This is a genomic window from Pseudonocardia sp. ICBG1293 (assembly GCF_020131355.1).
In the GTDB taxonomy this organism is placed as follows: domain Bacteria; phylum Actinomycetota; class Actinomycetes; order Mycobacteriales; family Pseudonocardiaceae; genus Pseudonocardia.
In genome coordinates this window covers 221,925-241,549 of sequence record NZ_JAHLEL010000009.1, presented here as the reverse complement: position 1 = coordinate 241,549, position 19,625 = coordinate 221,925, and the positions used below count along the sequence as shown (strand labels likewise).

18 protein-coding genes and 1 pseudogene are annotated in these 19,625 nt (G+C 73.5%); 6 read left to right on the top strand and 13 right to left on the bottom strand.

What is annotated here, in order from left to right; all coding sequences use genetic code 11:
• Window positions 1-7 precede the first annotated feature (7 nt).
• The 3 genes from KPF47_RS07660 to KPF47_RS07650 all read left to right on the top strand — a co-directional run bounded on the left by KPF47_RS07660 (window position 8) and on the right by KPF47_RS07650 (window position 1,567).
• Window positions 8-361, top strand: coding sequence for an MmcQ/YjbR family DNA-binding protein (locus tag KPF47_RS07660; RefSeq protein WP_224387814.1), 354 nt, complete (start codon window positions 8-10; stop codon window positions 359-361).
• 10 nt (window positions 362-371) lie between these two features.
• On the top strand, window positions 372-689 hold the full coding sequence (locus KPF47_RS07655) for an antibiotic biosynthesis monooxygenase (protein ID WP_224387813.1): 318 nt from the start codon (window positions 372-374) through the stop codon (window positions 687-689).
• Between the two features lie 83 nt (window positions 690-772).
• Window positions 773-1,567, top strand: a complete 795-nt coding sequence (locus KPF47_RS07650; RefSeq protein WP_374108809.1) for an NAD-dependent deacetylase — start codon at window positions 773-775, stop codon at window positions 1,565-1,567.
• Here the strand turns inward: KPF47_RS07650 and KPF47_RS07645 are convergent.
• From KPF47_RS07645 to KPF47_RS07635, 3 genes are read right to left on the bottom strand one after another with little or no spacing between them, the layout of a single operon-like run.
• Complete coding sequence (locus KPF47_RS07645; protein WP_224387812.1) at window positions 1,546-2,130, bottom strand: cysteine hydrolase family protein; 585 nt, start codon at window positions 2,128-2,130, stop codon at window positions 1,546-1,548. The genes KPF47_RS07650 and KPF47_RS07645 overlap by 22 nt on opposite strands.
• A 56-nt stretch (window positions 2,131-2,186) precedes the next feature.
• Complete coding sequence (locus KPF47_RS07640; protein WP_224387811.1) at window positions 2,187-2,585, bottom strand: DUF779 domain-containing protein; 399 nt, start codon at window positions 2,583-2,585, stop codon at window positions 2,187-2,189.
• Entirely contained in the window at window positions 2,585-4,108 is a 1,524-nt protein-coding gene (locus KPF47_RS07635) for an aldehyde dehydrogenase family protein (protein ID WP_224387810.1), read from the bottom strand. Before KPF47_RS07635 ends, KPF47_RS07640 begins: the two co-directional genes overlap by 1 nt.
• A gap of 191 nt (window positions 4,109-4,299) precedes the next feature.
• On the opposite strand from KPF47_RS07635, the gene KPF47_RS07630 reads away from it, so the two are divergent.
• Window positions 4,300-5,775 carry a helix-turn-helix domain-containing protein gene (locus KPF47_RS07630; RefSeq protein WP_224387809.1) on the top strand — a complete coding sequence of 492 codons (1,476 nt, stop codon included), beginning with the start codon at window positions 4,300-4,302 and terminating at the stop codon, window positions 5,773-5,775.
• 7 nt (window positions 5,776-5,782) lie between these two features.
• Here the strand turns inward: KPF47_RS07630 and KPF47_RS07625 are convergent, their stop codons facing one another.
• Window positions 5,783-6,826: a YihY/virulence factor BrkB family protein gene (locus KPF47_RS07625; RefSeq protein WP_224387808.1), complete on the bottom strand. Its 1,044-nt coding sequence runs from the start codon at window positions 6,824-6,826 to the stop codon at window positions 5,783-5,785.
• Between the two features lie 43 nt (window positions 6,827-6,869).
• Between KPF47_RS07625 and KPF47_RS07620 the strand changes: the two genes are divergently transcribed.
• Window positions 6,870-7,571 carry a nucleoside/nucleotide kinase family protein gene (locus KPF47_RS07620; RefSeq protein WP_374108808.1) on the top strand — a complete coding sequence of 234 codons (702 nt, stop codon included), beginning with the start codon at window positions 6,870-6,872 and terminating at the stop codon, window positions 7,569-7,571.
• A 127-nt stretch (window positions 7,572-7,698) separates the two neighbouring features.
• On the opposite strand, the gene KPF47_RS07615 is transcribed toward KPF47_RS07620, so the two are convergent.
• The 4 genes from KPF47_RS07615 to lysS all read right to left on the bottom strand — a co-directional run bounded on the left by KPF47_RS07615 (window position 7,699) and on the right by lysS (window position 13,462).
• Window positions 7,699-10,242, bottom strand: coding sequence for an ATP-dependent Clp protease ATP-binding subunit (locus tag KPF47_RS07615; protein WP_062398450.1), 2,544 nt, complete (start codon window positions 10,240-10,242; stop codon window positions 7,699-7,701).
• A gap of 230 nt (window positions 10,243-10,472) precedes the next feature.
• Window positions 10,473-11,300: a siderophore-interacting protein gene (locus tag KPF47_RS07610; RefSeq protein ID WP_224387806.1), complete on the bottom strand. Its 828-nt coding sequence runs from the start codon at window positions 11,298-11,300 to the stop codon at window positions 10,473-10,475.
• A 78-nt stretch (window positions 11,301-11,378) separates the two neighbouring features.
• Window positions 11,379-11,726, bottom strand: coding sequence for an Lsr2 family protein (locus KPF47_RS07605; RefSeq protein WP_224387805.1), 348 nt, complete (start codon window positions 11,724-11,726; stop codon window positions 11,379-11,381).
• 278 nt (window positions 11,727-12,004) lie between these two features.
• A complete protein-coding gene (gene lysS / locus KPF47_RS07600; RefSeq protein ID WP_224387857.1) occupies window positions 12,005-13,462 on the bottom strand; it encodes a lysine--tRNA ligase in 1,458 nt (485 codons plus the stop codon).
• Between the two features lie 142 nt (window positions 13,463-13,604).
• Here lysS and KPF47_RS07595 point away from each other — a divergent pair, with 142 nt between their 5' ends.
• Window positions 13,605-14,366 (top strand): class I SAM-dependent methyltransferase, encoded by a 762-nt coding sequence (locus KPF47_RS07595; RefSeq protein ID WP_224387804.1) that lies wholly within the window; start codon window positions 13,605-13,607, stop codon window positions 14,364-14,366.
• A 5-nt stretch (window positions 14,367-14,371) separates the two neighbouring features.
• On the opposite strand, the gene KPF47_RS07590 is transcribed toward KPF47_RS07595, so the two are convergent.
• The 5 genes and pseudogenes from KPF47_RS07590 to KPF47_RS39680 all read right to left on the bottom strand — a co-directional run bounded on the left by KPF47_RS07590 (window position 14,372) and on the right by KPF47_RS39680 (window position 19,610).
• A complete protein-coding gene (locus tag KPF47_RS07590) occupies window positions 14,372-15,175 on the bottom strand; it encodes a type III pantothenate kinase (protein WP_224387803.1) in 804 nt (267 codons plus the stop codon).
• Between the two features lie 10 nt (window positions 15,176-15,185).
• A pseudogene (gene panD, locus KPF47_RS07585) lies at window positions 15,186-15,596 on the bottom strand (aspartate 1-decarboxylase).
• A 10-nt stretch (window positions 15,597-15,606) separates the two neighbouring features.
• On the bottom strand, window positions 15,607-16,494 hold the full coding sequence (gene panC, locus KPF47_RS07580) for a pantoate--beta-alanine ligase (protein WP_374108807.1): 888 nt from the start codon (window positions 16,492-16,494) through the stop codon (window positions 15,607-15,609).
• Window positions 16,491-17,414, bottom strand: coding sequence for a Rossmann-like and DUF2520 domain-containing protein (locus KPF47_RS07575; protein ID WP_224387802.1), 924 nt, complete (start codon window positions 17,412-17,414; stop codon window positions 16,491-16,493). The genes panC and KPF47_RS07575 overlap by 4 nt, the downstream gene beginning before the upstream one ends.
• Before the next feature lie 348 nt (window positions 17,415-17,762).
• Window positions 17,763-19,610 (bottom strand): PrsW family intramembrane metalloprotease, encoded by a 1,848-nt coding sequence (locus KPF47_RS39680; protein WP_305080415.1) that lies wholly within the window; start codon window positions 19,608-19,610, stop codon window positions 17,763-17,765.
• Window positions 19,611-19,625: the final 15 nt, after the last annotated feature.

Below are 19,625 nucleotides of genomic sequence, written 5' to 3'. Positions count from 1 at the left end.
TGACCGTGTGGCTGGTGAGCAGGACGTGCGCCGGATCGCGCTCGGTCTCGACGGGGTCGTCGAGAACCCGAGCGACGGGTTCGATTTCCGCGTGCGCGGCAAGGGCTTCGTGTGGTCCTGGCCGGAGCGGGTGCCCGGGCGGCGGCGGGTCATCCGGACCGACGTCGCGGTGCTCTACGTCGGCGACGAGGCGGAGAAACAGGCCCTGCTGCGCGGCGAGCCCGACCTGTTCTTCACCGACCCCGGGCACGAGCCGTGGCCGCTGGTGCTGCTGCGTCTGGACCGGGTGGCCGACGAGCGGCTGGCCGAGCTGGTCGGTGACGCGTGGCGCATGCGCGTCGACGAGGCCGGGCGGGGATAACGTGGCGGACATGGCCATTGTGAAGATCAACGCGATCGAGGTCCCGGAGAACGCGGGCCCCGAGCTGGAGAAGCGGTTCGCGAACCGCCTGCACGCCGTCGACGGGCAGCCCGGGTTCCTCGGGTTCGAGCTGCTGCGTCCCGTCTCCGGCGAGGACCGGTACTTCGTCGTGACCCGCTGGGAGACCGAGGCCGACTTCCAGGCCTGGCGCGAGGGGCCGGCCGCCGAGGCGCACGCCGGCCAGCGCTCGCCGCAGCCGGTCGCCAAGGGTGCGTCGCTGCTGGAGTTCGAGGTCGTCGACCTGCAGCAGATCGCGGCGGGGTCCTGATCACACCCGACGAGGTCGCCGCGGCCTTCTCCGAGGAGATCGCCGCGGCGGCCCGTCTGGTCGGTGACGCGCGGGCCCTGCTGGTGACGGCCGGCGCCGGGATGGGGGTCGACTCCGGGCTGCCCGACTTCCGCGGCGGCGAGGGCTTTTGGCGGGCCTACCCGCCCTACGCCCGGCTCGGGCTGCGTTTCGAGGAGCTGGCCGACCCCGCGCACTTCGCCGACGACCCGGCGCTGGCCTGGGGCTTCTACGGCCACCGCCTGCACCTCTACCGCGACACCGTGCCGCACCCGGGGTTCGCGGTGCTGCGCCGCTGGGCGGGCCGGGTGCCGTCGAATGTGTTCACCTCGAACGTCGACGGCCAGTTCCAGCGGGCCGGGTTCGCACCCGACGACGTCGCCGAGGTGCACGGCTCCATCCACCACCTGCAGTGCCTGCGGCTCTGCGGGTACGGGGTGTGGCCCGCCGACGACGTGACGGTGCCGGTCGACGAGGCGACCATGCGCGCCGTGGGGGAGCTCCCCCGCTGTCCCGGGTGCGGCAGCCTCGCCCGCCCGGCGATCCTCATGTTCGGCGACGGCGGCTGGGACGACTCGCACGCCGCGGCGGCGCTGCAGCGCCACGTCGACTGGCTGTCCGTGCACCGGGCCGAGGTGGTCGTCGTCGAGCTGGGGGCGGGCGGCGCCCTGCCCACGGTGCGGCGCCGCTCGGAGCTGGCCTCGGCCGCCACCGGCGCGCTGGTGCGCATCAACGTGCGCGAACCGCAGGTGCGCCACGGCCGCGGGGTCGGCATCGCCGCACCCGCCGCCGCGACGCTGGCCGCGATCGACGCGGTGCTCGACCCGGCCCGCAGGCCTCAGTCGGGCACGGACTTCTGACCCGGGACGACGATCGCGGGCAGGTCCGCCAGCCCGGCCAGCGCGGCGTCGTGCACCTGGGCGGCCGGCACCGTGCCGAGCACGCCGGGCAGGTCCCGGGTGGCCGTCGCCGCCGCGACCACGGTCGGCACGTAGCCGCCGGAGAACGCGCTGCGCGCGGTCGAGTTCACGCACATGTGCGTCATGAACCCGGCCAGCACCAGGTCCTGATGGCCCTCCAGCAGGTCCGCGAGCCCGGTCTGGACGAACGCGCTCGGGAAGTTCTTCGTCACGACGGGCTCGCCGTCGCGCGGGGCGACCGAGCGGTGGATCGCCCCGATGGGGGCGTTCACGTCGTAGGGGCTGCCCTCCCCCGCGTCGTGCCGGACGTGGATCACCGTGGCGCCCGCGGAACGGGCACGGTCCAGCAGGACGGCGGCCTCCTCCAGGGCGGGCTCCACGTTCTCCAGCCGCAGCAGTCCCTCGGTGTAGGTGTTCTGCAGGTCGATCATGATCAGGGCGGAGCGGGACAGCGGGGCCGGGTCGGACGGCAGGCCCATCAGACCACGCAGGGTGTGCGACATCGGTTCTCCTCACGCGGACGACCACGGCCCGGGAGGGTCTCCCGGGCCGTGGTGGTTCAGTCCTGCATCGCACGCCACTCGTCGTCGGTGAACAGCCGGGAGCGGATCAGGAACCGGACGCCCTCCGGCGCCTCGACCGAGAACCCGCTGCCCCGTCCCTTCACCACGTCGACGGTGAGGTGCGTGTGCTTCCAGTACTGGTACTGCGACGCGGACATGTGGAACCCGATCGGCCTGTCCAGCCCGGGGACCTCCAGGTCACCCAGGTGGACGTCGGACTCACCGAGCCGGAAGTCCCCGTCCGGGTAGCACATCGGCGCGCTGCCGTCGCAGCAGCCGCCGGACTGGTGGAACATCAGCGGCCCGTGCAGGTCGGTGAGCCTGACCAGCAGGTCGGCGGCCGCCGGCGTCAGCGCCACCCGCTCGGTGCGGGTGGCGCCGCCGCCGTCACCCATCAGAAGAATCCCAGCGCGTTCGGCGAGTAGCTCTGCAGGATGTTCTTCGTCTGCTGGTAGTGGTCCAGCATCATCTTGTGGTTCTCGCGCCCGATGCCGGACTGCTTGTAGCCGCCGAAGGCCGCGTGCGCCGGGTAGGCGTGGTAGTTGTTCACCCACACCCGGCCGGCCTCGATCTGGCGGCCCGCACGGTAGGCGGTGTTCGCGTCGCGGCTCCACACACCGGCACCGAGGCCGTAGAGCGTGTCGTTGGCGATCTTCATCGCGTCGTCGTAGTCGCTGAAGCGCGCCACCGACACGACCGGGCCGAAGATCTCCTCCTGGAAGATCCGCATCTGGTTGTTGCCCTCGAACACGGTCGGCTTGATGTAGTAGCCGCCCGCGAGGTCGCCGCCCAGCTCGGCCTTCTCCCCACCGGCGAGGACCTTGGCCCCCTCCTGACGACCGATGTCGATGTAGGACAGGATCTTCTCGAACTGGTCGTTCGAGGCCTGCGCGCCCATCATGACGTCGGTGTCGAGCGGGTTGCCCTGCTTGATCTGCTCGACGCGCTTGACGGCCTGCTCGATGAACTCGTCGTAGATGCCGCCCTGGATGAGCGCGCGCGACGGGCAGGTGCAGACCTCGCCCTGGTTGAGGGCGAACATCGCGAAGCCCTCGAGCGCCTTGTCGTAGAAGGCGTCCTGCTGCGAGGCGACGTCGTCGAAGAAGATGTTGGGGCTCTTGCCCCCCAGCTCCAGGGTGACCGGGATCAGGTTCTCCGAGGCGTACTGCATGATCAGCCGACCGGTGGTGGTCTCACCGGTGAAGGCGATCTTGCGGATGCGCTTGTTCGAGGCCAGCGGCTTGCCGGCCTCCACGCCGAAGCCGTTGACGACGTTCAGCACGCCCGGCGGGAGCAGGTCCGCGACCAGCTCGAGCAGCACGTGGATCGAGACCGGGGTCTGCTCGGCCGGCTTCAGGACGATCGCGTTGCCGGCGGCCAGCGCGGGGGCCAGCTTCCAGATCGCCATCAGGATCGGGAAGTTCCACGGGATGATCTGGCCGACGACGCCCAGCGGCTCGTGGAAGTGGTAGGCGATGGTGTCGGCGTCGATCTCCGAGGAGGTGCCCTCCTGCGCCCGGATCGCGCCGGCGAAGTAGCGCAGGTGGTCGACGGCGAGCGGGATGTCGGCGGCCAGGGTCTCGCGGCAGGCCTTGCCGTTGTCCCAGGACTCGGCGATCGCGATCAGCTCGAGGTTGGCCTCGACCCGGTCGGCGATCTTGTTCAGGATGTTCGCGCGCTCACCGGCGGAGGTCTTCCCCCACGCCGGGGCCGCGGCGTGCGCTGCGTCGAGGGCCTTCTCGACGTCCTCCGCGGTGCCCCGGGCGACCTCGGTGAAGTTCTCGCCGGTGATCGGGGTCGGGTTCTCGAAGTACTGACCCTTCACCGGGGCGACGTACTCGCCGCCGATGAAGTGCTCGTAACGCGGCTTGAAGGAGACGACGCTGCCCGGCTGACCGGGGTTGGCGTAGACGGCCATGAATGGTCCTTCCCTGAGGTGCTTCGTCGAACCGAGGGCGCGGTGCGGAACGCACGTTGCGCGTGACCGCCGACACTAGGAAGGTGGGGGTTGCACGGGAGTTGCACGCAGATGCGGAACCTGTCCCTCCGGTGAGTACCGATCACGCGGATTCGATTCAGGTTAGGCAAAGCTGACCGTAAGGTGGGGCCGTGGCAGCGCAGCACGCGGATCGCCGGGTGTACGAGCGGGCCCGCGACGCCGTGCTCGGCGGGTCGGGTGGAGCGCGTCCGGCCGGTGTCCGGGCCGAGGTGCACGCCTCCTGGACCCGCTCGCTGGCGGCGGCGGTCGACCCGGAGCGGTCCCGTCCCCCGCACGACTACGACCGCGCCGAGACCGCCGACCGGCGCGCGGCGCACCCGCTCGCCGCGGTGCTGCCGGTGCTGCGCGACACCCTGACCGAGGCCGCCGAGCAGGCCCGGCACATGATGATCGTGACCGACGAGCGGGGCCGGATCCTGTGGCGCGAGGGGGCCCGCACGGTGCTGGCCCGGGCCGAGCGGGTCGACCTCGTCGAGGGCACCCGGTGGAGCGAGGACGCCGTCGGCACCAACGCGATGGGCACCGCGCTGGCCGGCGCCGCCCCGGTCCGCATCCACTCCGCCGAGCACCTCGTGCGCGCCTACCACCCGTGGACCTGCGCGGCCGCCCCGGTGCGCGACCCGGCGACCGGCCGGGTGGTGGGCACCGTCGACGTCACCGGGCCGGAGGAGACCTTCCACCCCACGACGCTCGCGCTGGTCACGGCGGCCGCGCGGCTGGCCGAGCACCGGCTGCTGGCCATCGCCGAGGCCCACGACCGGCGGCTGCGCGAGGAGTACTGGCCGCACCTGACCCGGCTCGGGGGTAGCCCGGGCGCGTTGCTGTCCGCGCACGGGCGGGTGCTGGCCGCGTCGCCGGGCAGCGGGTTCCCGGAGCGGATCGCCCTGCCCGACGGCGGCGACCGGGTCGTGGTCGACGGCGTCACGGTCGACGGGGTGGCGCTGGGCGGCGGCCCGGTCGCGGGGGTGCTGGAGCCGCTCGGCGAGGGCTGGCTGCTGCGGCTGCCCGCGGGCGGCCCCGTCCGGACGACCCTGACCCTGCCGCTGCTCGGGGCCCGCACCCCGGTCCTCGCCCGCCGGGACGGGCGCCCGGTACGGCTGGGCCTGCGCCACGCCGAGGTCCTCGCGCTGCTCGCGCTGCACCCGGAGGGCATGACCGCCGACCAGCTCGCCTGTGCCCTCTACGGCGACGGCGGCCGCGCCATCACCGTGCGCGCGGAGGTGCACCGGCTGCGCCGCGCCGTCGGTGAGGACACCGTGCGTACCCAGCCCTACCGGCTCGTCGCCGACGTCGACGCGGACTTCCTGCGGCTGCGCACGGCGCTGCGCGAGGACCGGGTCCGCGACGCCGCGGCCGAGGCCGCCCGCGGGCCGCTGCTGCCCACCTCCGACGCCCCGGAGATCCGCCGGGCCCGCGAGCAGCTCGCCGTCGCGGTGCGGTCGGCGCTGCTGCGGGCCGACGACCCGGACGCGCTGTGGACCGTGATGCGCGCCGGCCGGGCCGACGGCACCGACGACGAGGAGCTGCGCCAGCGGCTGCGGGCACTGCTGCCGCCGTCGGACCCCCGGCGCGACGAGCTCGGCTGAACGCCGGTCAGGCCGGGTCCGTCCGGTCGGGGATGCCGTCGTCGTCGGAGTCGGGCAGACGCGGGTCCTCCTCACCGGCCCGGACGGCCTCCAGCTGCGCGGACAGCGCGACCCCGGCCAGCAGCGCGACCCCGGTGATGTTCGCCCAGATCAGCAGGGCCATCACCGCCGTCAGCGGGCCGTAGGTCTCGCCGAAGGTGTCCGCGACGGCGACGTAGAGCCCCAGCAGCCCGGACGCGACCAGCCACAGCAGCACCGTCACCGCCGCCCCGACGCCGAGCCAGGACAGCCCCGGCTGTCGGCGCCGGGGCGCGAACCTCAGCAGCACCGTCACCGCGACGACCAGCAGCGCCAGCCCGGCCGGCCAGCGCACGACGTCCCACACCGTCTCGGCGGCCGCTCCCCACCGGTACACCTCGCGCACCGCGTCCCCGAACGGCTCGCCCGCCACGATCAGCAGCAGCCCGGCCGCCATCGCGACGCCCGCGGTGGCGGTGAGCACCGCGGCGCGCGCGTACTTGGCGAGTGCGGGGCGGTCCCGCTCGGTGCCGTAGATCCGGTTCGCGCCCCGCTCCAGCTGTGCGAACGCCGAGGTGGCCGCGGCGAACGCGGTGAGCAGGCCGAGCCCGAGCACGAGCTCGCCGCGTTCGCCGGTGGGGGTGTCGTCGCGTTCGCGCTGCTCGCCGGGGTCCTCCGGATCGCCGGTGCCCGGGCCCGTCGCCCCCGAGCCACGGACCGCGTCGGCGACCAGCTCGTCGCTGGTCCCCGGGGACAGCGCCAGCACCGTCCGCGCGACGACCTCCGAGGCGCCCTCGGCACCCGCAGCGGCGGACAGCCCGACCCCCGCGATGATCAGCGGGACGGCGGCGAGGGCGAGCTGCAGGGCGAACGCGCGGGCGTGGGAGAAGCCGTCGCCGTAGCGGAAGCGCAGGAACCCCGCGGACAGCAGGTGCCCGAGGCCGTAGCGCGCCACGGTGTGGGCGGCGTCGTCGGCGGAGAGCTCCTCGCCGGTCATCAGCCGGGTCTCGGGGACCGGGCGCACCGAGCTCATGGCGGAAACCTAGCGCCTCGCGGATCCGGACGGCGGGCGGACAATGGTGCCCGTGGACACCCCGGCGCGCACCGAGCGCTTCCAGGATCTGGTGGACCGGGCCCGGGGTCTGGCGCAGGGCCGCCGACGGACGGTGCTGGGCATCGCCGGCTCCCCGGGCGCCGGCAAGACCACCCTGGCGGTGGCGCTGGTCCGCGCGCTGGCCGCGACCCCGCCGGACGGCCTGGGCCCGGAGTGGGTCGCGCACGTCCCGGTGGACGGGTTCCACCTCGCCGACGTCGAGCTGGAGCGCCTGGGCCTGCGCGACCGCAAGGGCGCACCGGACACCTTCGACGCCGACGGCTACACCGCACTGCTGACCCGTCTGCGCCGCATCCCGGCCGACGACGCGGGCCCGGTCTACGCCCCGGCCTTCGACCGGGAGATCGAGCAGCCCGTGGCCGGCTCGGTGCCGGTGCACGCGGTGTGCCGGCTGGTGGTCAGCGAGGGCAACTACCTGCTGCTCGACGAGCCCCGCTGGCGCGCCGCCCGGGCGGGCTGCGACGAGGTGTGGTTCCACGAGACCGACGAGGCGCTGCGCCTCGAACGCCTGGTGGCGCGGCACATCCGCTTCGGCAGGACCCCGGAGGCGGCCCGCGCCTGGGTGGAGCACACCGATGAGCCGAACGCCCGCCTGGTGGAGGCGTCCCGCCCGCGCGCCGACCTGGTCGCCGCCCCGGGCGTCGTCCCCGGGGTGCTCCCGTAGCGCTCCGTGCCCCCGGAGCCCCGGGAACCGCGGTGGTCCGGCCGGGAGTCGCGCCGGAGCGGCACCGACGACGGCGGGCCGCCCCGGAGATCCGGGACGGCCCGCCGTCGTCGTGCGTGGTTCTAGCTCACTCCTCGCCGGCCAGAGCGGTCGGCGGGGAGTCCGGCACCGGCTCGGACGGCTTGCGCTCACCGCGGAAGGTGAACTTGGCCTTGTCCGACCAGGCGTTGGAGCCCTCCTCCGCGGAGGTGTCGAGACCCTCGACGTCGACGATGACGATCTGCCCGGCCTCGATCTCGCCGAACAGGATCTTCTCCGACAGCTGGTCCTCGATCTCGCGCTGGATCGTCCGGCGCAGCGGCCGGGCGCCCAGCACCGGGTCGAACCCGCGGTGGGCCAGCAGCTTCTTGGCGTTGTCGGTGAGCTCGATGCCCATGTCCTTGTTCGCCAGCTGCTTCTCCACGCGCCCGATCATCAGGTCGACCATCTGGATGATCTGTTCCTGGTTGAGCTGGTGGAAGACGATGATGTCGTCGATGCGGTTGAGGAACTCCGGCCTGAAGTGCTTCTTCAGCTCGTCGTTGACCTTCGTCTTCATCCGCTCGTAGTTCGACTTCTCGTCGCCGCCGGAGGAGAAGCCCAGCCCCACGGCCTTCGAGATGTCCTGGGTGCCCAGGTTCGAGGTGAAGATCAGCACGGTGTTCTTGAAGTCGACCGTGCGGCCCTGGCCGTCGGTGAGACGGCCGTCCTCGAGCACCTGCAGGAGGGTGTTGTAGATCTCCTGGTGCGCCTTCTCGATCTCGTCGAACAGCACCACCGAGAACGGCTTGCGCCGCACCTTCTCGGTGAGCTGGCCGCCCTCCTCGTAGCCGACGTACCCGGGAGGGGCACCGAACAGCCGCGAGGCGGTGTAGCGGTCGTGGAACTCACCCATGTCGATCTGGATGAGGGCGTCGTCCTCACCGAACAGGAAGTTCGCGAGCGCCTTGGACAGCTCGGTCTTACCGACACCGGACGGGCCGGCGAAGATGAACGAGCCGGACGGGCGCTTCGGGTCCTTCAGGCCGGCGCGGGTACGGCGGATCGCCTGGGACACGGAACGGACCGCGTCCTCCTGGCCGATGATCCGCTTGTGGACCTCGTCCTCCATCTTGAGCAGACGGGTCGTCTCCTCCTCGGTCAGCTTGAACACCGGGATGCCGGTCCAGTTCCCCAGCACCTCGGCGATCTGCTCACCGTCGACCTCCGCGACGACGTCGAGGTCACCCGACTTCCACTGCTTCTCGCGCTCGGCCTTCTCGCCGAGCAGGGTCTTCTCCTGGTCGCGCAGGTGCGCGGCCCGCTCGAAGTCCTGCGCGTCGATCGCCGACTCCTTGTCCCGGCGGACGTTCGCGATCTTCTCGTCGAACTCCCGCAGGTCCGGCGGAGCGGTCATCCGGCGGATGCGCATCCGGGCGCCGGCCTCGTCGATCAGGTCGATCGCCTTGTCCGGCAGGAAGCGGTCGTTGATGTAGCGGTCGGCCAGCGTCGCCGCCGAGGCCAGTGCGTCGTCGGTGATGGTGACGCGGTGGTGGGCCTCGTACCGGTCCCGCAGACCACGCAGGATCTCGATCGTGTGCTCGACCGACGGCTCGGACACCTGGATCGGCTGGAAGCGGCGCTCCAGCGCGGGGTCCTTCTCGACGTACTTGCGGTACTCGTCGAGCGTCGTCGCACCGATGGTCTGCAGCTCGCCGCGGGCCAGCATCGGCTTGAGGATCGAGGCGGCGTCGATCGCGCCCTCGGCGGCACCCGCACCCACCAGGGTGTGGATCTCGTCGATGAACAGGATGATGTCGCCGCGGGTGCGGATCTCCTTGAGCACCTTCTTGAGGCGCTCCTCGAAGTCACCGCGGTAGCGGGAACCGGCGACCAGCGAGCCGAGGTCGAGGGTGTAGAGCTGCTTGTCCTTCAGCGTCTCCGGGACCTCGCCCTTGACGATCGCCTGGCCGAGGCCCTCCACGGCGGCGGTCTTGCCGACGCCGGCCTCGCCGATCAGCACCGGGTTGTTCTTGGTCCTCCGCGAGAGGACCTGCATGATCCGCTCGATCTCCTTCTCCCGGCCGATGACCGGGTCCAGCTTGCCCTCACGGGCCTGCTGGGTGAGGTTGCGACCGAACTGGTCCAGCACCAGCGACGAGGACGGGGTGCCCTCGCCACGGCCGCCGGTGCCGCTCTCCTGCGGCTCCTTGCCCTGGTAGCCGGACAGCAGCTGGAGCACCTGCTGGCGGACACGGTTGAGGTCGGCGCCCAGCTTGACCAGCACCTGGGCCGCGACGCCCTCGCCCTCGCGGATGAGACCGAGCAGGATGTGCTCGGTCCCGATGTAGTTGTGGCCGAGCTGCAGCGCCTCGCGCAGCGACAGCTCCAGCACCTTCTTCGCCCGGGGGGTGAAGGGGATGTGCCCGGACGGGGCCTGCTGCCCCTGGCCGATGATCTCCTCGACCTGCTGTCGCACGCCCTCCAGAGCGATACCGAGGGACTCGAGCGCCTTCGCGGCGACGCCCTCTCCCTCGTGGATCAGGCCAAGGAGGATGTGCTCGGTCCCGATGTAGTTGTGGTTGAGCATCCGGGCCTCTTCCTGGGCCAGGACGACAACACGTCGCGCTCGGTCGGTGAACCTCTCGAACAATTCGCACTCCTTGCCTGCTGCGCCTCACTGACGGCGCGACCAGCATCTCCGTACGGTCCGGGGCGGCCCGAACCGACACTGCGCCCTCGCGTGACACCGCGCCAGGCCACCCTCACGGGAGACCTCATACCACTGTATCGGTCGAAGGGGCCCCGGCGCCTCCACCTGACGTGCACCGGGGTACGTGCCCGCAGTAACACGGGGGCCACCTGCCGTGTTCCCGGCGGTCGTCAGCCGGTCGTGGTGGCGGCCTCCTCGCGTTCCCGCTCGGCCGCCTTGAACTGCCGGAACCCCTCCTCGTCGCGCCCGCGGCGCCAGTAGCCGGAGATCGACAGGTCGTCCTTGGCGACGCCACGCTCGCGGGTGAGATGCCTGCGGAGTTCGCGCACGGCGATCGCCTCGCCGTGCACGAAGGCGTGCACCCGCCCGGGGAGGAACCCGAGACCGGCGCCGGCGGCGGGCAGCTGCGCCGAGTCCGGGTCGCCCCCGGCATCGGTGCGGTACAGCCACCGGAGGTCCGCCCCGGGGTGCGCGGGCACCGCGATCTCGTCGCCGGGAGCGTCCACCTGCAGGACGGCGACGACCGGACGCCCGGCCGGGATCCGCTCGATCGCCGCGCAGATCGCGGGCAGCGCGGCCTCGTCGCCGACGAGCAGGTGCCAGTCGGCGTCCGGGTCCGGGGCGTAGGCCCCGCCGGGGCCGAGCATCCGCAGCCGGTCACCCGGGCGGGCGGCGGCCGCCCACGGGCCCGCGAGGCCGGTGTCGCCGTGGTGGACGAAGTCGATGACGAGCTCGCCGGCGGCGTGGTCGAGCGAACGCACGGTGTAGGTCCGCTGGGCGGGCCACCGGTCGCGCGGCAGCTCGGCGTGCACCCGGTCCATGTCCAGCGGCTCGGGGTAGTCGACGCCGGGGAGCGGGAACAGGAGCTTGACGTAGCGGTCGGTGTACCCGGTGTCGGGGAACGCGGCCAGGCCGTCGCCACCGGCGACGACGCGCACCATGTGCGGGCTCAGGCGTTCGGTGCGGAGCACCCGGAGATCGGTGACGGGGCGGGCCATGAGGCTGCCTCCCTGGCGCGGAGGGGAAGGGGCCGTCGCGACGGTACCCCTCCCCCGGCCCGGCGGGTAAGGTAGTCCTTAGTTCTCCTGGTGATAGGCCTCGAGGACCTCGGCCGGGATACGGCCACGGTCGGAGACCTTCATCCCGCGGTTGCGGGCCCACTCGCGGATCGCTTGGTTCTGCTCGCGGTCCACCGACGGTCGACGGGCCGCCGCGCCGGAGGAGCCGCTGCTGCGCCGGCGCGCCGCACCGCCGGCCCGGCGGGCCGCCGCGACGTAGTCGGCGAGCACGTCGCGCAGCTTCCTGGCATTCCCGTCGGACAGGTCGATCTCGTAGTTGCGCCCGTCGAGACCGAACTCGATCGTCTCGTCCGCCGCGTCACCGGTCAGATCGTCGACGAGCCGGACTTCCTTGATCTGCGCCATCTCCGCAGCCTCCCTGAATGGCCGAACACGTTCATGGTGAGGGACCGGGGCCGGACATCATCGACTGCGCTGTGCAATGGCAGGACGCAAATCTGAAGCCACCGGGGACCGGTTCCGACTCGAATCAGAGCGTATCCGAGAAATGTTCGTGGCGTCGACCTGGGTACGTGGAATTCCGCGAACCGCCTTCGACACCACTCGTCCGGGTCGGACAAAGACGACGCCCCCGCTCGCTCTTCGCGGGCGGGGGCGTCGTCGGATGTGCGTTCAGAACCGGTTCAGGACTCCCCACGGACCAGCGGGAACAGGATCGTCTCGCGGATTCCGAGGCCGGTCAGCGTCATCAGGAGACGGTCGACACCCATTCCCATGCCACCGGTGGGGGGCATGCCGTACTCCATCGCGCGCAGGAAGTCCTCGTCGAGCTGCATGGCCTCCGGGTCACCGACGGCGGCCCTGAGCGACTGGGCGTGCAGGCGTTCCCGCTGCTCGACCGGGTCGACCAGCTCGGAGTAGGCCGTGGCCAGCTCCACCCCGAACACGATGAGGTCCCAGGACTCCGACAGCCGCGGGTCGTCGCGGTGCGCACGGGTCAGCGGACGCACCTCGACCGGGAAGTCGCGGACGAAGGTCGGCTCGTGCAGCGTGTGCTCGACCAGCTTCTCGAACAGCTCCAGCACGATCTGTGCCGCCGTCGGGTAATCGGTGATGTCGACGTCGTGGTCCTGCGCGATCTGCTGCAGTTCCGAAAGAGAGGTGTCCGGCGTCACGTCCCGGCCGACGGCGTCGGACACCGATCCGTGGATGGTGACCGAACGCCACTCGCCGCCGAGATCGTGCTCGGTGCCGTCGTGGTGGCGCACCGTGGTGGAACCGAACAGCGCCCGCGCCGAGGACTGGATCAGCTCGCGGGTCAGTACCGCCATGTCGTCGTAGGTCGCGTACGCCTGGTAGGCCTCCAGCATCGCGAACTCGGGCGAATGCGTCGAGTCGATGCCTTCGTTGCGGAACACCCGGTTCAGCTCGAAGACACGCTCGATACCGCCGACCACGCAACGCTTCAGGAACAGCTCCGGCGCGATCCGCAGATACAGATCGGAGTCGAGTGCGTTCGCGTGGGTGACGAACGGGCGCGCGGTGGCCCCGCCGTGCAGGTTCTGCAGCATCGGCGTCTCGACCTCGATGAAGTCGCGGCCGGTGAGCGCCTCCCGGACGGTCCGCAGCACGGTGGACCGCGCGCGGACCGTCTCGCGGGCCTGCGGGCGCAGGATCAGGTCGACGTAGCGCTGCCGGACCCGGTTCTCCTCCGAGAGCTCCTTGTGCGCGGTCGGCAGCGGCCGCACCGACTTCGCGGCGACCGACCACTCGTCGACCATCACCGAGAGCTCACCACGCCGGGAGGTGATGACCTCGCCGCGCACCGCGACGAAGTCACCCATGTCGACGACGGACTTCCAGCGCGCCAGGGCGTCCGCCCCGACCCGGTCCAGCGACAGCATGGCCTGGAGCTCGGTGCCGTCACCCTCGCGCAGCGTCGCGAAGCACAGCTTCCCGGTGTTGCGCACGAAGATCACCCGGCCGGCGACGGCCACCGTCTCGCCCGTCGCGGTGTCCACCGGCAGGTCCGGGTGGGCCTCGCGGACCTGGCGCAACGTGTGCGTGCGGGGGACCTCGACGGGATACGGGTCGGTGCCCGCGGCGAGCAGCTCCGCGCGCTTGGCCCGGCGCACCCGCATCTGCTCGGGCAGGTCGGCCTCGGTCGCCGGGTCGGTCGGGGTGCCGGGAGTGTTCACGACCGGTCAGGCTATCGGCGGTACCCCCGGGCCCCCGTCGTCACCCCCGCCGGACGGGAGTTCCCCGGCGGCCTACCGTGCAGGGGTGAGCGACGACACGGTGGACCGGGGGCGCGCCTTCGGTGCCGTCGCCCGTGCCTACGACGACCACCGGCCCTCCTACCCCGACGCCGCCGTCGACCTGGCGCTGTCCGGGGGCGATCCGGAGCCGGCGCGGGTCCTCGACCTCGGCGCGGGGACCGGCAAGCTGACCCGGTCGCTCCTGGCGCGCGGGCTCGACGTCGTCGCGGTGGAGCCGGACCCGGGGATGCTCGCGGTGCTGCGCGAACGCAGCCCCGGCGCCGAGGCCCGCTCGGGGTCCGCCGAGCGGGTCCCGCTGCCCGACGGCGCCGTCGACGCCGTCCTGGTCGGGCAGGCCCTGCACTGGTTCGACCTGGACCGGGCCGTGCCGGAGATCGCCCGGGTGCTGCGCCCCGGCGGGGTGCTGGCCGGGCTGTGGAACGCCGGCGACGACGAGGTGGCGTGGGTCCGGGAGCTCGGTGGGCTGAGCGTGCAGGGACGGCGGGTACCCGACAATCCGGCGGGCGGCGGGGGACCGGCCCGGCTCCCCGGGGAGCCCTGGTTCACCGACGCCCACCAGGAGCGGGTCACGTGGTCACGGCCGACCGGCGTCGAGGAGCACCTCGCCGACATCGCCACCCACTCCTGGTCGCTGCTCAGCACCCCCGCCGAGCGCGACGCGGTGTTCGGCGCCGTACGCGGCTTCCTCGTGGACCGGGTCGCCGACGCCGACGGCCGGTTCACGATGCCGATGCGCACCATCGTGTGGCGGGCCCGGCGCGCCTGAGACGGTCAGCGGGCGCGGTGGTGGCGCAGGTGGGTCAGCCGCAGCCCGTGCAGGGTGAGGTCCGGCACGTGGTGGGTGATCGTGTCGGCCCGGCCGTACACCAGTTCGGCCAGGCCGCCGGTGACGATGACGGTGACCGGCAGCGCCTCCGGTCCCAGCTCGGCCAGGATCCGGCGGACCAGCCCGTCGACCTGGCCGGCGGCTCCGTAGAGCACCCCGGCCTGGACGGCCTCGACCGTCGTCCGGCCGATCACCGAGCGCGGCTCGACCAGGTCCACCGGCCGCAGCGACGACGCCCGCTCGGCCAGCGCCTGCATCGCGATGTCGATGCCCGGGGCCAGTGCCCCGCCGAGGAACTCGCCCTTCGCGGTGACCACGTCGATGTTCGTGCAGGTCCCGAGGTCGACGCAGACGCAGGTGGTACCGAACAGGTGGTGCGCGGCCAGCGAGTTCACCACCCGGTCCGCGCCCACCTCGCGCGGCTGGTCCACCAGCAGCGGCACCCCCGTCCGCACACCCGGCCCGACGACGAGCGTCCGCATCCGGTCCGACCAGCGCGACAGCAGGCTGCGCAGCTCCCGGGACGGCCCGGGCACCGTGGACAGCGCGGCGACCGCGGTGACCTCGGGGAAGTGGGCGCCCAGCATCCCGGTGACGGTCAGGTCCAGCTCGTCGGCGGTGGCGCTGGTGTCGGTGCGCAGCCGCCAGCGACGCTCCGGCTCCGGGGCGAGCTCCTCCGCCACCGTCCCGGCGTCGGGGTAGAGCCCGAGCGAGACGTGGGTGTTCCCGACGTCGATGCAGAGCAGCACCGGCCCGGCCCTACCGCGCCGCGCTGGTCAGCAGACCCGATCCCTCCGGGGCGTGCCCCGGGTCGGCACCCAGGTCGGCGATCCGGTTGTCGGCGTCGACGAACACCACCCGCGGGCTGTAGCCGCGCAGCTCGGCCTCGTCGTAGGAGCCGTAGGAGATCAGGATGACCAGGTCGCCGGGGTGCACCAGGTGCGCCGCGGCCCCGTTGATGCCGATGACCCCCGAGCCGGGCTCACCGGTGATCACTTAGGTCTCCAGACGGGCGCCGTTGGTGATGTCGACGATGCTGACCTGCTCCCCCTCCAGCAGGTCGGCGGCCGCCATCAGGTCGGCGTCGACGGTGACCGAGCCGACGTAGTGCAGGTCGGCCTGCGTCACGGTGGCGCGGTGGATCTTGGACTTCATCATCGTACGGTACACGGCAGCTCTCCTAGAACGCGACGGGTGCGTTGTCGATGAGGCGGGTGGTGCCGACCCGGGCGGCGACGAGCAGGCGGCCGTCGCCCTCGCCCGGTCCGGGCGCGGGGCCGAGGTCGGCGTCGCGCAGCTCCAGGTAGTCGACGTCGACACCGGGCTCGGTGGCCAGCTCGGCGCGCGCGGCGGCGAGCACGGCGTCGTGGCCGCGCACCGACACCGACGCCCCGGCGGCGAGCGCGCGGGACAGCACCGCGGCGGCGCGACGCTGCTCGGGGTCGAGGAAGACGTTCCGCGAGGACAGGGCCAGGCCGTCGGTCTCGCGGACGGTCGGGACACCGACGACCCGGGTCGGGAAGTCCAGGTCGCGCACCATCCGGCGGATCAGCGTCAGCTGCTGGTAGTCCTTCTCGCCGAACAGCGCGACGTCCGGGCCGACGATGTGGAACAGCTTCGACACGACGGTGAGGACGCCGTCGAAGTGGCCCCGGCGGGAGGCGCCCTCCAGCTCGTCGCCGAGCGGCCCGGCGCAGACGCGGGTCTGCGACCCCGGCGGGTACATGTCCTCGGGCCGCGGGGTGAACACCAGCTCGACGCCCTCCTCGCGACAGGCGTCGAGATCGGCCTCGATCGGGCGCGGGTAGCGGTCCAGGTCCTCGCCCGCGCCGAACTGCAGCGGGTTCACGAAGATCGACACGACCGGGACGACGGCGCCGGGGATCCGCTTCGCGTGCCGGATCAGCTCGCGGTGGCCCTCGTGCAGGGCGCCCATCGTGGGGATGAGGACGACCTTGCGGCCCGCGCCGCGCAGCGCGCGGGTGACCGGGGCGAGCCTCGCCGGGTCGGCGTGCACGGTCAGCCGACCGGTGCCGTAGCCGTTCCGGGTGGAGCCGGGGGTGCTCACTTCTCCTCCAGTGCGGTCTCGATCTCGCGGACGCCGTCCGGGCCGAGCAGCCCGGCGGCGGCGGCCCGGTGGGCGGTGCGCCCGGCCAGTGCCCGGTAGACGACCGCCAGGTCGGGATCGGCGTCGCCGATGTGCTGCAGATGGGTGCGGACGGTGCCGGCGTCCCCGCGGGCGACCGGCCCGGTCAGCGCACGGTCACCGTGGCGCAGCGCGTTGTCCAGCGCGGCCGACAGCAGCGGCGCGATCAGCCGCTCCGCCGGCCGGATGCCTGCGGCCTCCAGCAGCTGCACGCAGTCCCCGACCAGGGTGGTCAGGTGGTTGGCGCCGTGGACGAGCGCGGCGTGGTAGAGCGGGCGGACCGCCTCCGGGACGCGGACGGGCTCGGCCGACATCTCCAGCACGAGTGCCTCGGCGACGCTCCAGCCGACGGCGTCGCGCGGGTCGCCGTGCTCCGGGTCGCCGGGGGCGGTGACCCCGATGCAGCAGGCGGTGAGCCGGTCGACGTCCTCGGGACGGCCGGTCACGGTCATCGCCGGGTGCAGCGCCAGCGGGAGCACCCCCTGCGCGGTCGCCGGGTCCAGCACCGCGACGCCGTGCGACCCCGCCGTGTGGACCGCGATCTGGCCGGGCCGGAAGCACCCGGCGGCGGCGAGACCGCGCACCAGGCCGGGCAGCACGTCGTCGGGGACGGCGAGCAGGACCAGGTCGGCGCGCGAGCAGACCTCGTCCGGCGGGAGCAGGGGGACGCCGGGGAGCAGGGTCTCCGCCCGGCGCACCGAGGCCTGCGACACCCCGGAGGCGGCGACGACGTGGTGGCCCGCACGGGCGAGCGCGGCGCCCAGCACCGCGCCGACCCGGCCGGCCGAGACCACCCCGACCGCGAGCCGCGCGGGGCGACCGGCGTCGACGGAAGAGTCCATGTCCAGAATCCGTTTCCTCCCGCTCCGGTCCTGGTGGGGTACCGGTCGGGCAATCCGCGGTCGGCGCGACCTCCGGTTGCCGCGCGCCGGACGCGAGGGTAGACGGGCTCCGGTGGCGGGGCGCGCTCCTGAGACCGGCCTCACCCCCGTCCTGGCGACGGCGGGACACCCCGCGGTGCGGGCCGCGCGCCGGAGCCGTCCCCGCCGGAGCCGTCCCCGCCGTGGCCGGTCGGTGGACCCGGCACGCCGGGACCGTGCGCACCCGATGGGCGCCGGGCGGCACCCGCCATCCCGAGGCCGCCGAGGCCGCCGGGGCCGCCGGGGCCGCCGGGGCCGCCGGGGCCATGATCACCGGTCGGTGGGGTGCTCCGGGTCGTCGTCCGGCCGGAGCATCGGGCGGGTGGGACCGGGGTCGGCGGGGTCGTCGCGGTGGCGGCCGCGGGTCTCCGCGGCGGGAGGCTCCGGACGGCGGACGGGCCGGGTGAGGTGCTCGTCACGTCCCCCCGGGGCCGGGGTGGCGGGGCCGGACACCGGGGAGTCGAACGGCAGATGCCGTAGCGACGGCGAGCCCGCCCCGCGGGTGCCGGAGACCGGGCCGGGCCCGACACCGGCATCGGGACCGGGACGTCGGGGCGGGTCCTGCGGACGTCCGGGCACGCCCGGACCACCGGAGAGGGCCTCCGCGTCGGCCGGACCCGGGCCTCCCGGACCGCGTGGCCCGACGGGCCGGGCGCCGCTGTCGGGCGCGGCGGGGGCGTGCGGGGCCGGGGCGTGCGGAGCGGGAGCCTGCGGAGCGGGGGTCCGCGGCGCGCCCGACCACCGGGCGGCCCGCGGCCCCTCGGGGCGACCCCAGGGCGCCGCGGTCATGAGCGTGTCCGGGCCGGGCGGGAGCGGCGGTACGGCCGGCCCCGCGGAGGCGGCCGAGCCACCGCCGTCGGGGAAGGTCGGGATGCGGAACTGGCCGGAGAAGCTGCCGTCCGGCGCCGCCGGGGGCGGCGGCTCCCAGTCCGACGGCCGCTTGCGCGCCCAGGCCGCGACCAGCGCCTCCGGCACCCCGACGGCGACGGCGCGGGCCCGCAGCAGCGCCGCCAGCTTCTCGTCGTGCAGCGCGTGGGCGCTCTCCCGCACCGCGCCGCGCGCGATCCGGTTCCGCATGAAGGCCAGCTCGGTCACCGCCGACTGGTACTCGGCGACGGCCTTCGCCGCGGCCGGGCCGGAGCGGCGCCGCACCAGCGTGCGCCAGCCCCTCCGCCGGGACAGCCGGGCCAGCAGGGTCACCTCGCTCGGCGCGATCCAGCCCGCGGCGGCGAACCCGGGCAGCTGCGCGGCGACGATCCGTGCCTCGCGGCGGCGGGCGAACACCACCAGCAGGATCAGCCCGACGAAGATCGGGACCATCACGAACAGGTAGATCTGGAAGAAGCCACCCGGCGTCGCGGCCAGCACCGACGCACCGTTCCACAACGCGTGCAGCACCACCGCGGCGACGTAGCCCGCGGTCATCGCCAGCACCCGCACCCCGATGCTGCGGCTGGTCACCGCGATGCCGACGGCGATACCGATCATGCAGGTGAACAGCGGGTGCGCGAACGGCGAGGCGACGCCACGGACGAACAGCGTCGCGAGCACCCCGGCCGACTCCGGCTCGGACACCGCCCGGCCCAGGTAGAGGATGTTCTCGCTGAAGGCGAACCCGGCGGCGACGATGCCCGCGTAGACGACGCCGTCGACGATCCCGTCGAACTCACGGCGCCGGAACAGCAGCAGCCCGACCAGGAACAGCCCCTTGGTGAGCTCCTCGACGACCGGGGCGACCACCACCGGGCCGAACAGGTCGCCCGCGCCGCGCCCCGCGGCCGCGTCGAGCACCGCCGAGGCGCTGGTGTTGATCAGGAGGGCGACCAGCGCGGCGAACCCGGCGCCCCACAGGAACGCGCCCATCAGCATGCGGGGCGGCTCGGGCTCCCAACGGTCCACCCACAGGAAGGCCGCCACCACCGGCACGACGGGCAGCAGCGCCGCCAGGGTGCCGACGACGACCCCCGGCGTCCCGATCGCCCGTTGCAGCACCCCGATCGTGATCACCGCGAGCAGGGCCAGCACGACCAGGCCCACGACCGGCAGCAGCACGCCCCGCCGCTTCGCGGACGGCGCCGGCACCGGGGCGTACGGGCGGCCGAGCGTCGGGGACGTCATGACGGTCCAGCGTAG

Coding starts and splice junctions, on each gene's coding strand:
- KPF47_RS07645 (WP_224387812.1), bottom strand. CDS start 2,130: ATGTCGCACACCCTGCGTGGTCTGATGGGCCTGCCGTCCGACCCGGCC.
- lysS (WP_224387857.1), bottom strand. CDS start 13,462: ATGCGGGTGCGCCGGGCCAAGCGCGCGGAGCTGCTCGCCGCGGGCACC.
- KPF47_RS07625 (WP_224387808.1), bottom strand. CDS start 6,826: ATGAGCTCGGTGCGCCCGGTCCCCGAGACCCGGCTGATGACCGGCGAG.
- KPF47_RS07610 (WP_224387806.1), bottom strand. CDS start 11,300: ATGGCCCGCCCCGTCACCGATCTCCGGGTGCTCCGCACCGAACGCCTG.
- KPF47_RS07635 (WP_224387810.1), bottom strand. CDS start 4,108: ATGGCCGTCTACGCCAACCCCGGTCAGCCGGGCAGCGTCGTCTCCTTC.
- KPF47_RS07655 (WP_224387813.1), top strand. CDS start 372: ATGGCCATTGTGAAGATCAACGCGATCGAGGTCCCGGAGAACGCGGGC.
- KPF47_RS07640 (WP_224387811.1), bottom strand. CDS start 2,585: ATGGGTGACGGCGGCGGCGCCACCCGCACCGAGCGGGTGGCGCTGACG.
- KPF47_RS07605 (WP_224387805.1), bottom strand. CDS start 11,726: ATGGCGCAGATCAAGGAAGTCCGGCTCGTCGACGATCTGACCGGTGAC.
- KPF47_RS39680 (WP_305080415.1), bottom strand. CDS start 19,610: ATGACGTCCCCGACGCTCGGCCGCCCGTACGCCCCGGTGCCGGCGCCG.
- KPF47_RS07620 (WP_374108808.1), top strand. CDS start 6,870: ATGGTGCCCGTGGACACCCCGGCGCGCACCGAGCGCTTCCAGGATCTG.
- KPF47_RS07575 (WP_224387802.1), bottom strand. CDS start 17,414: ATGGACTCTTCCGTCGACGCCGGTCGCCCCGCGCGGCTCGCGGTCGGG.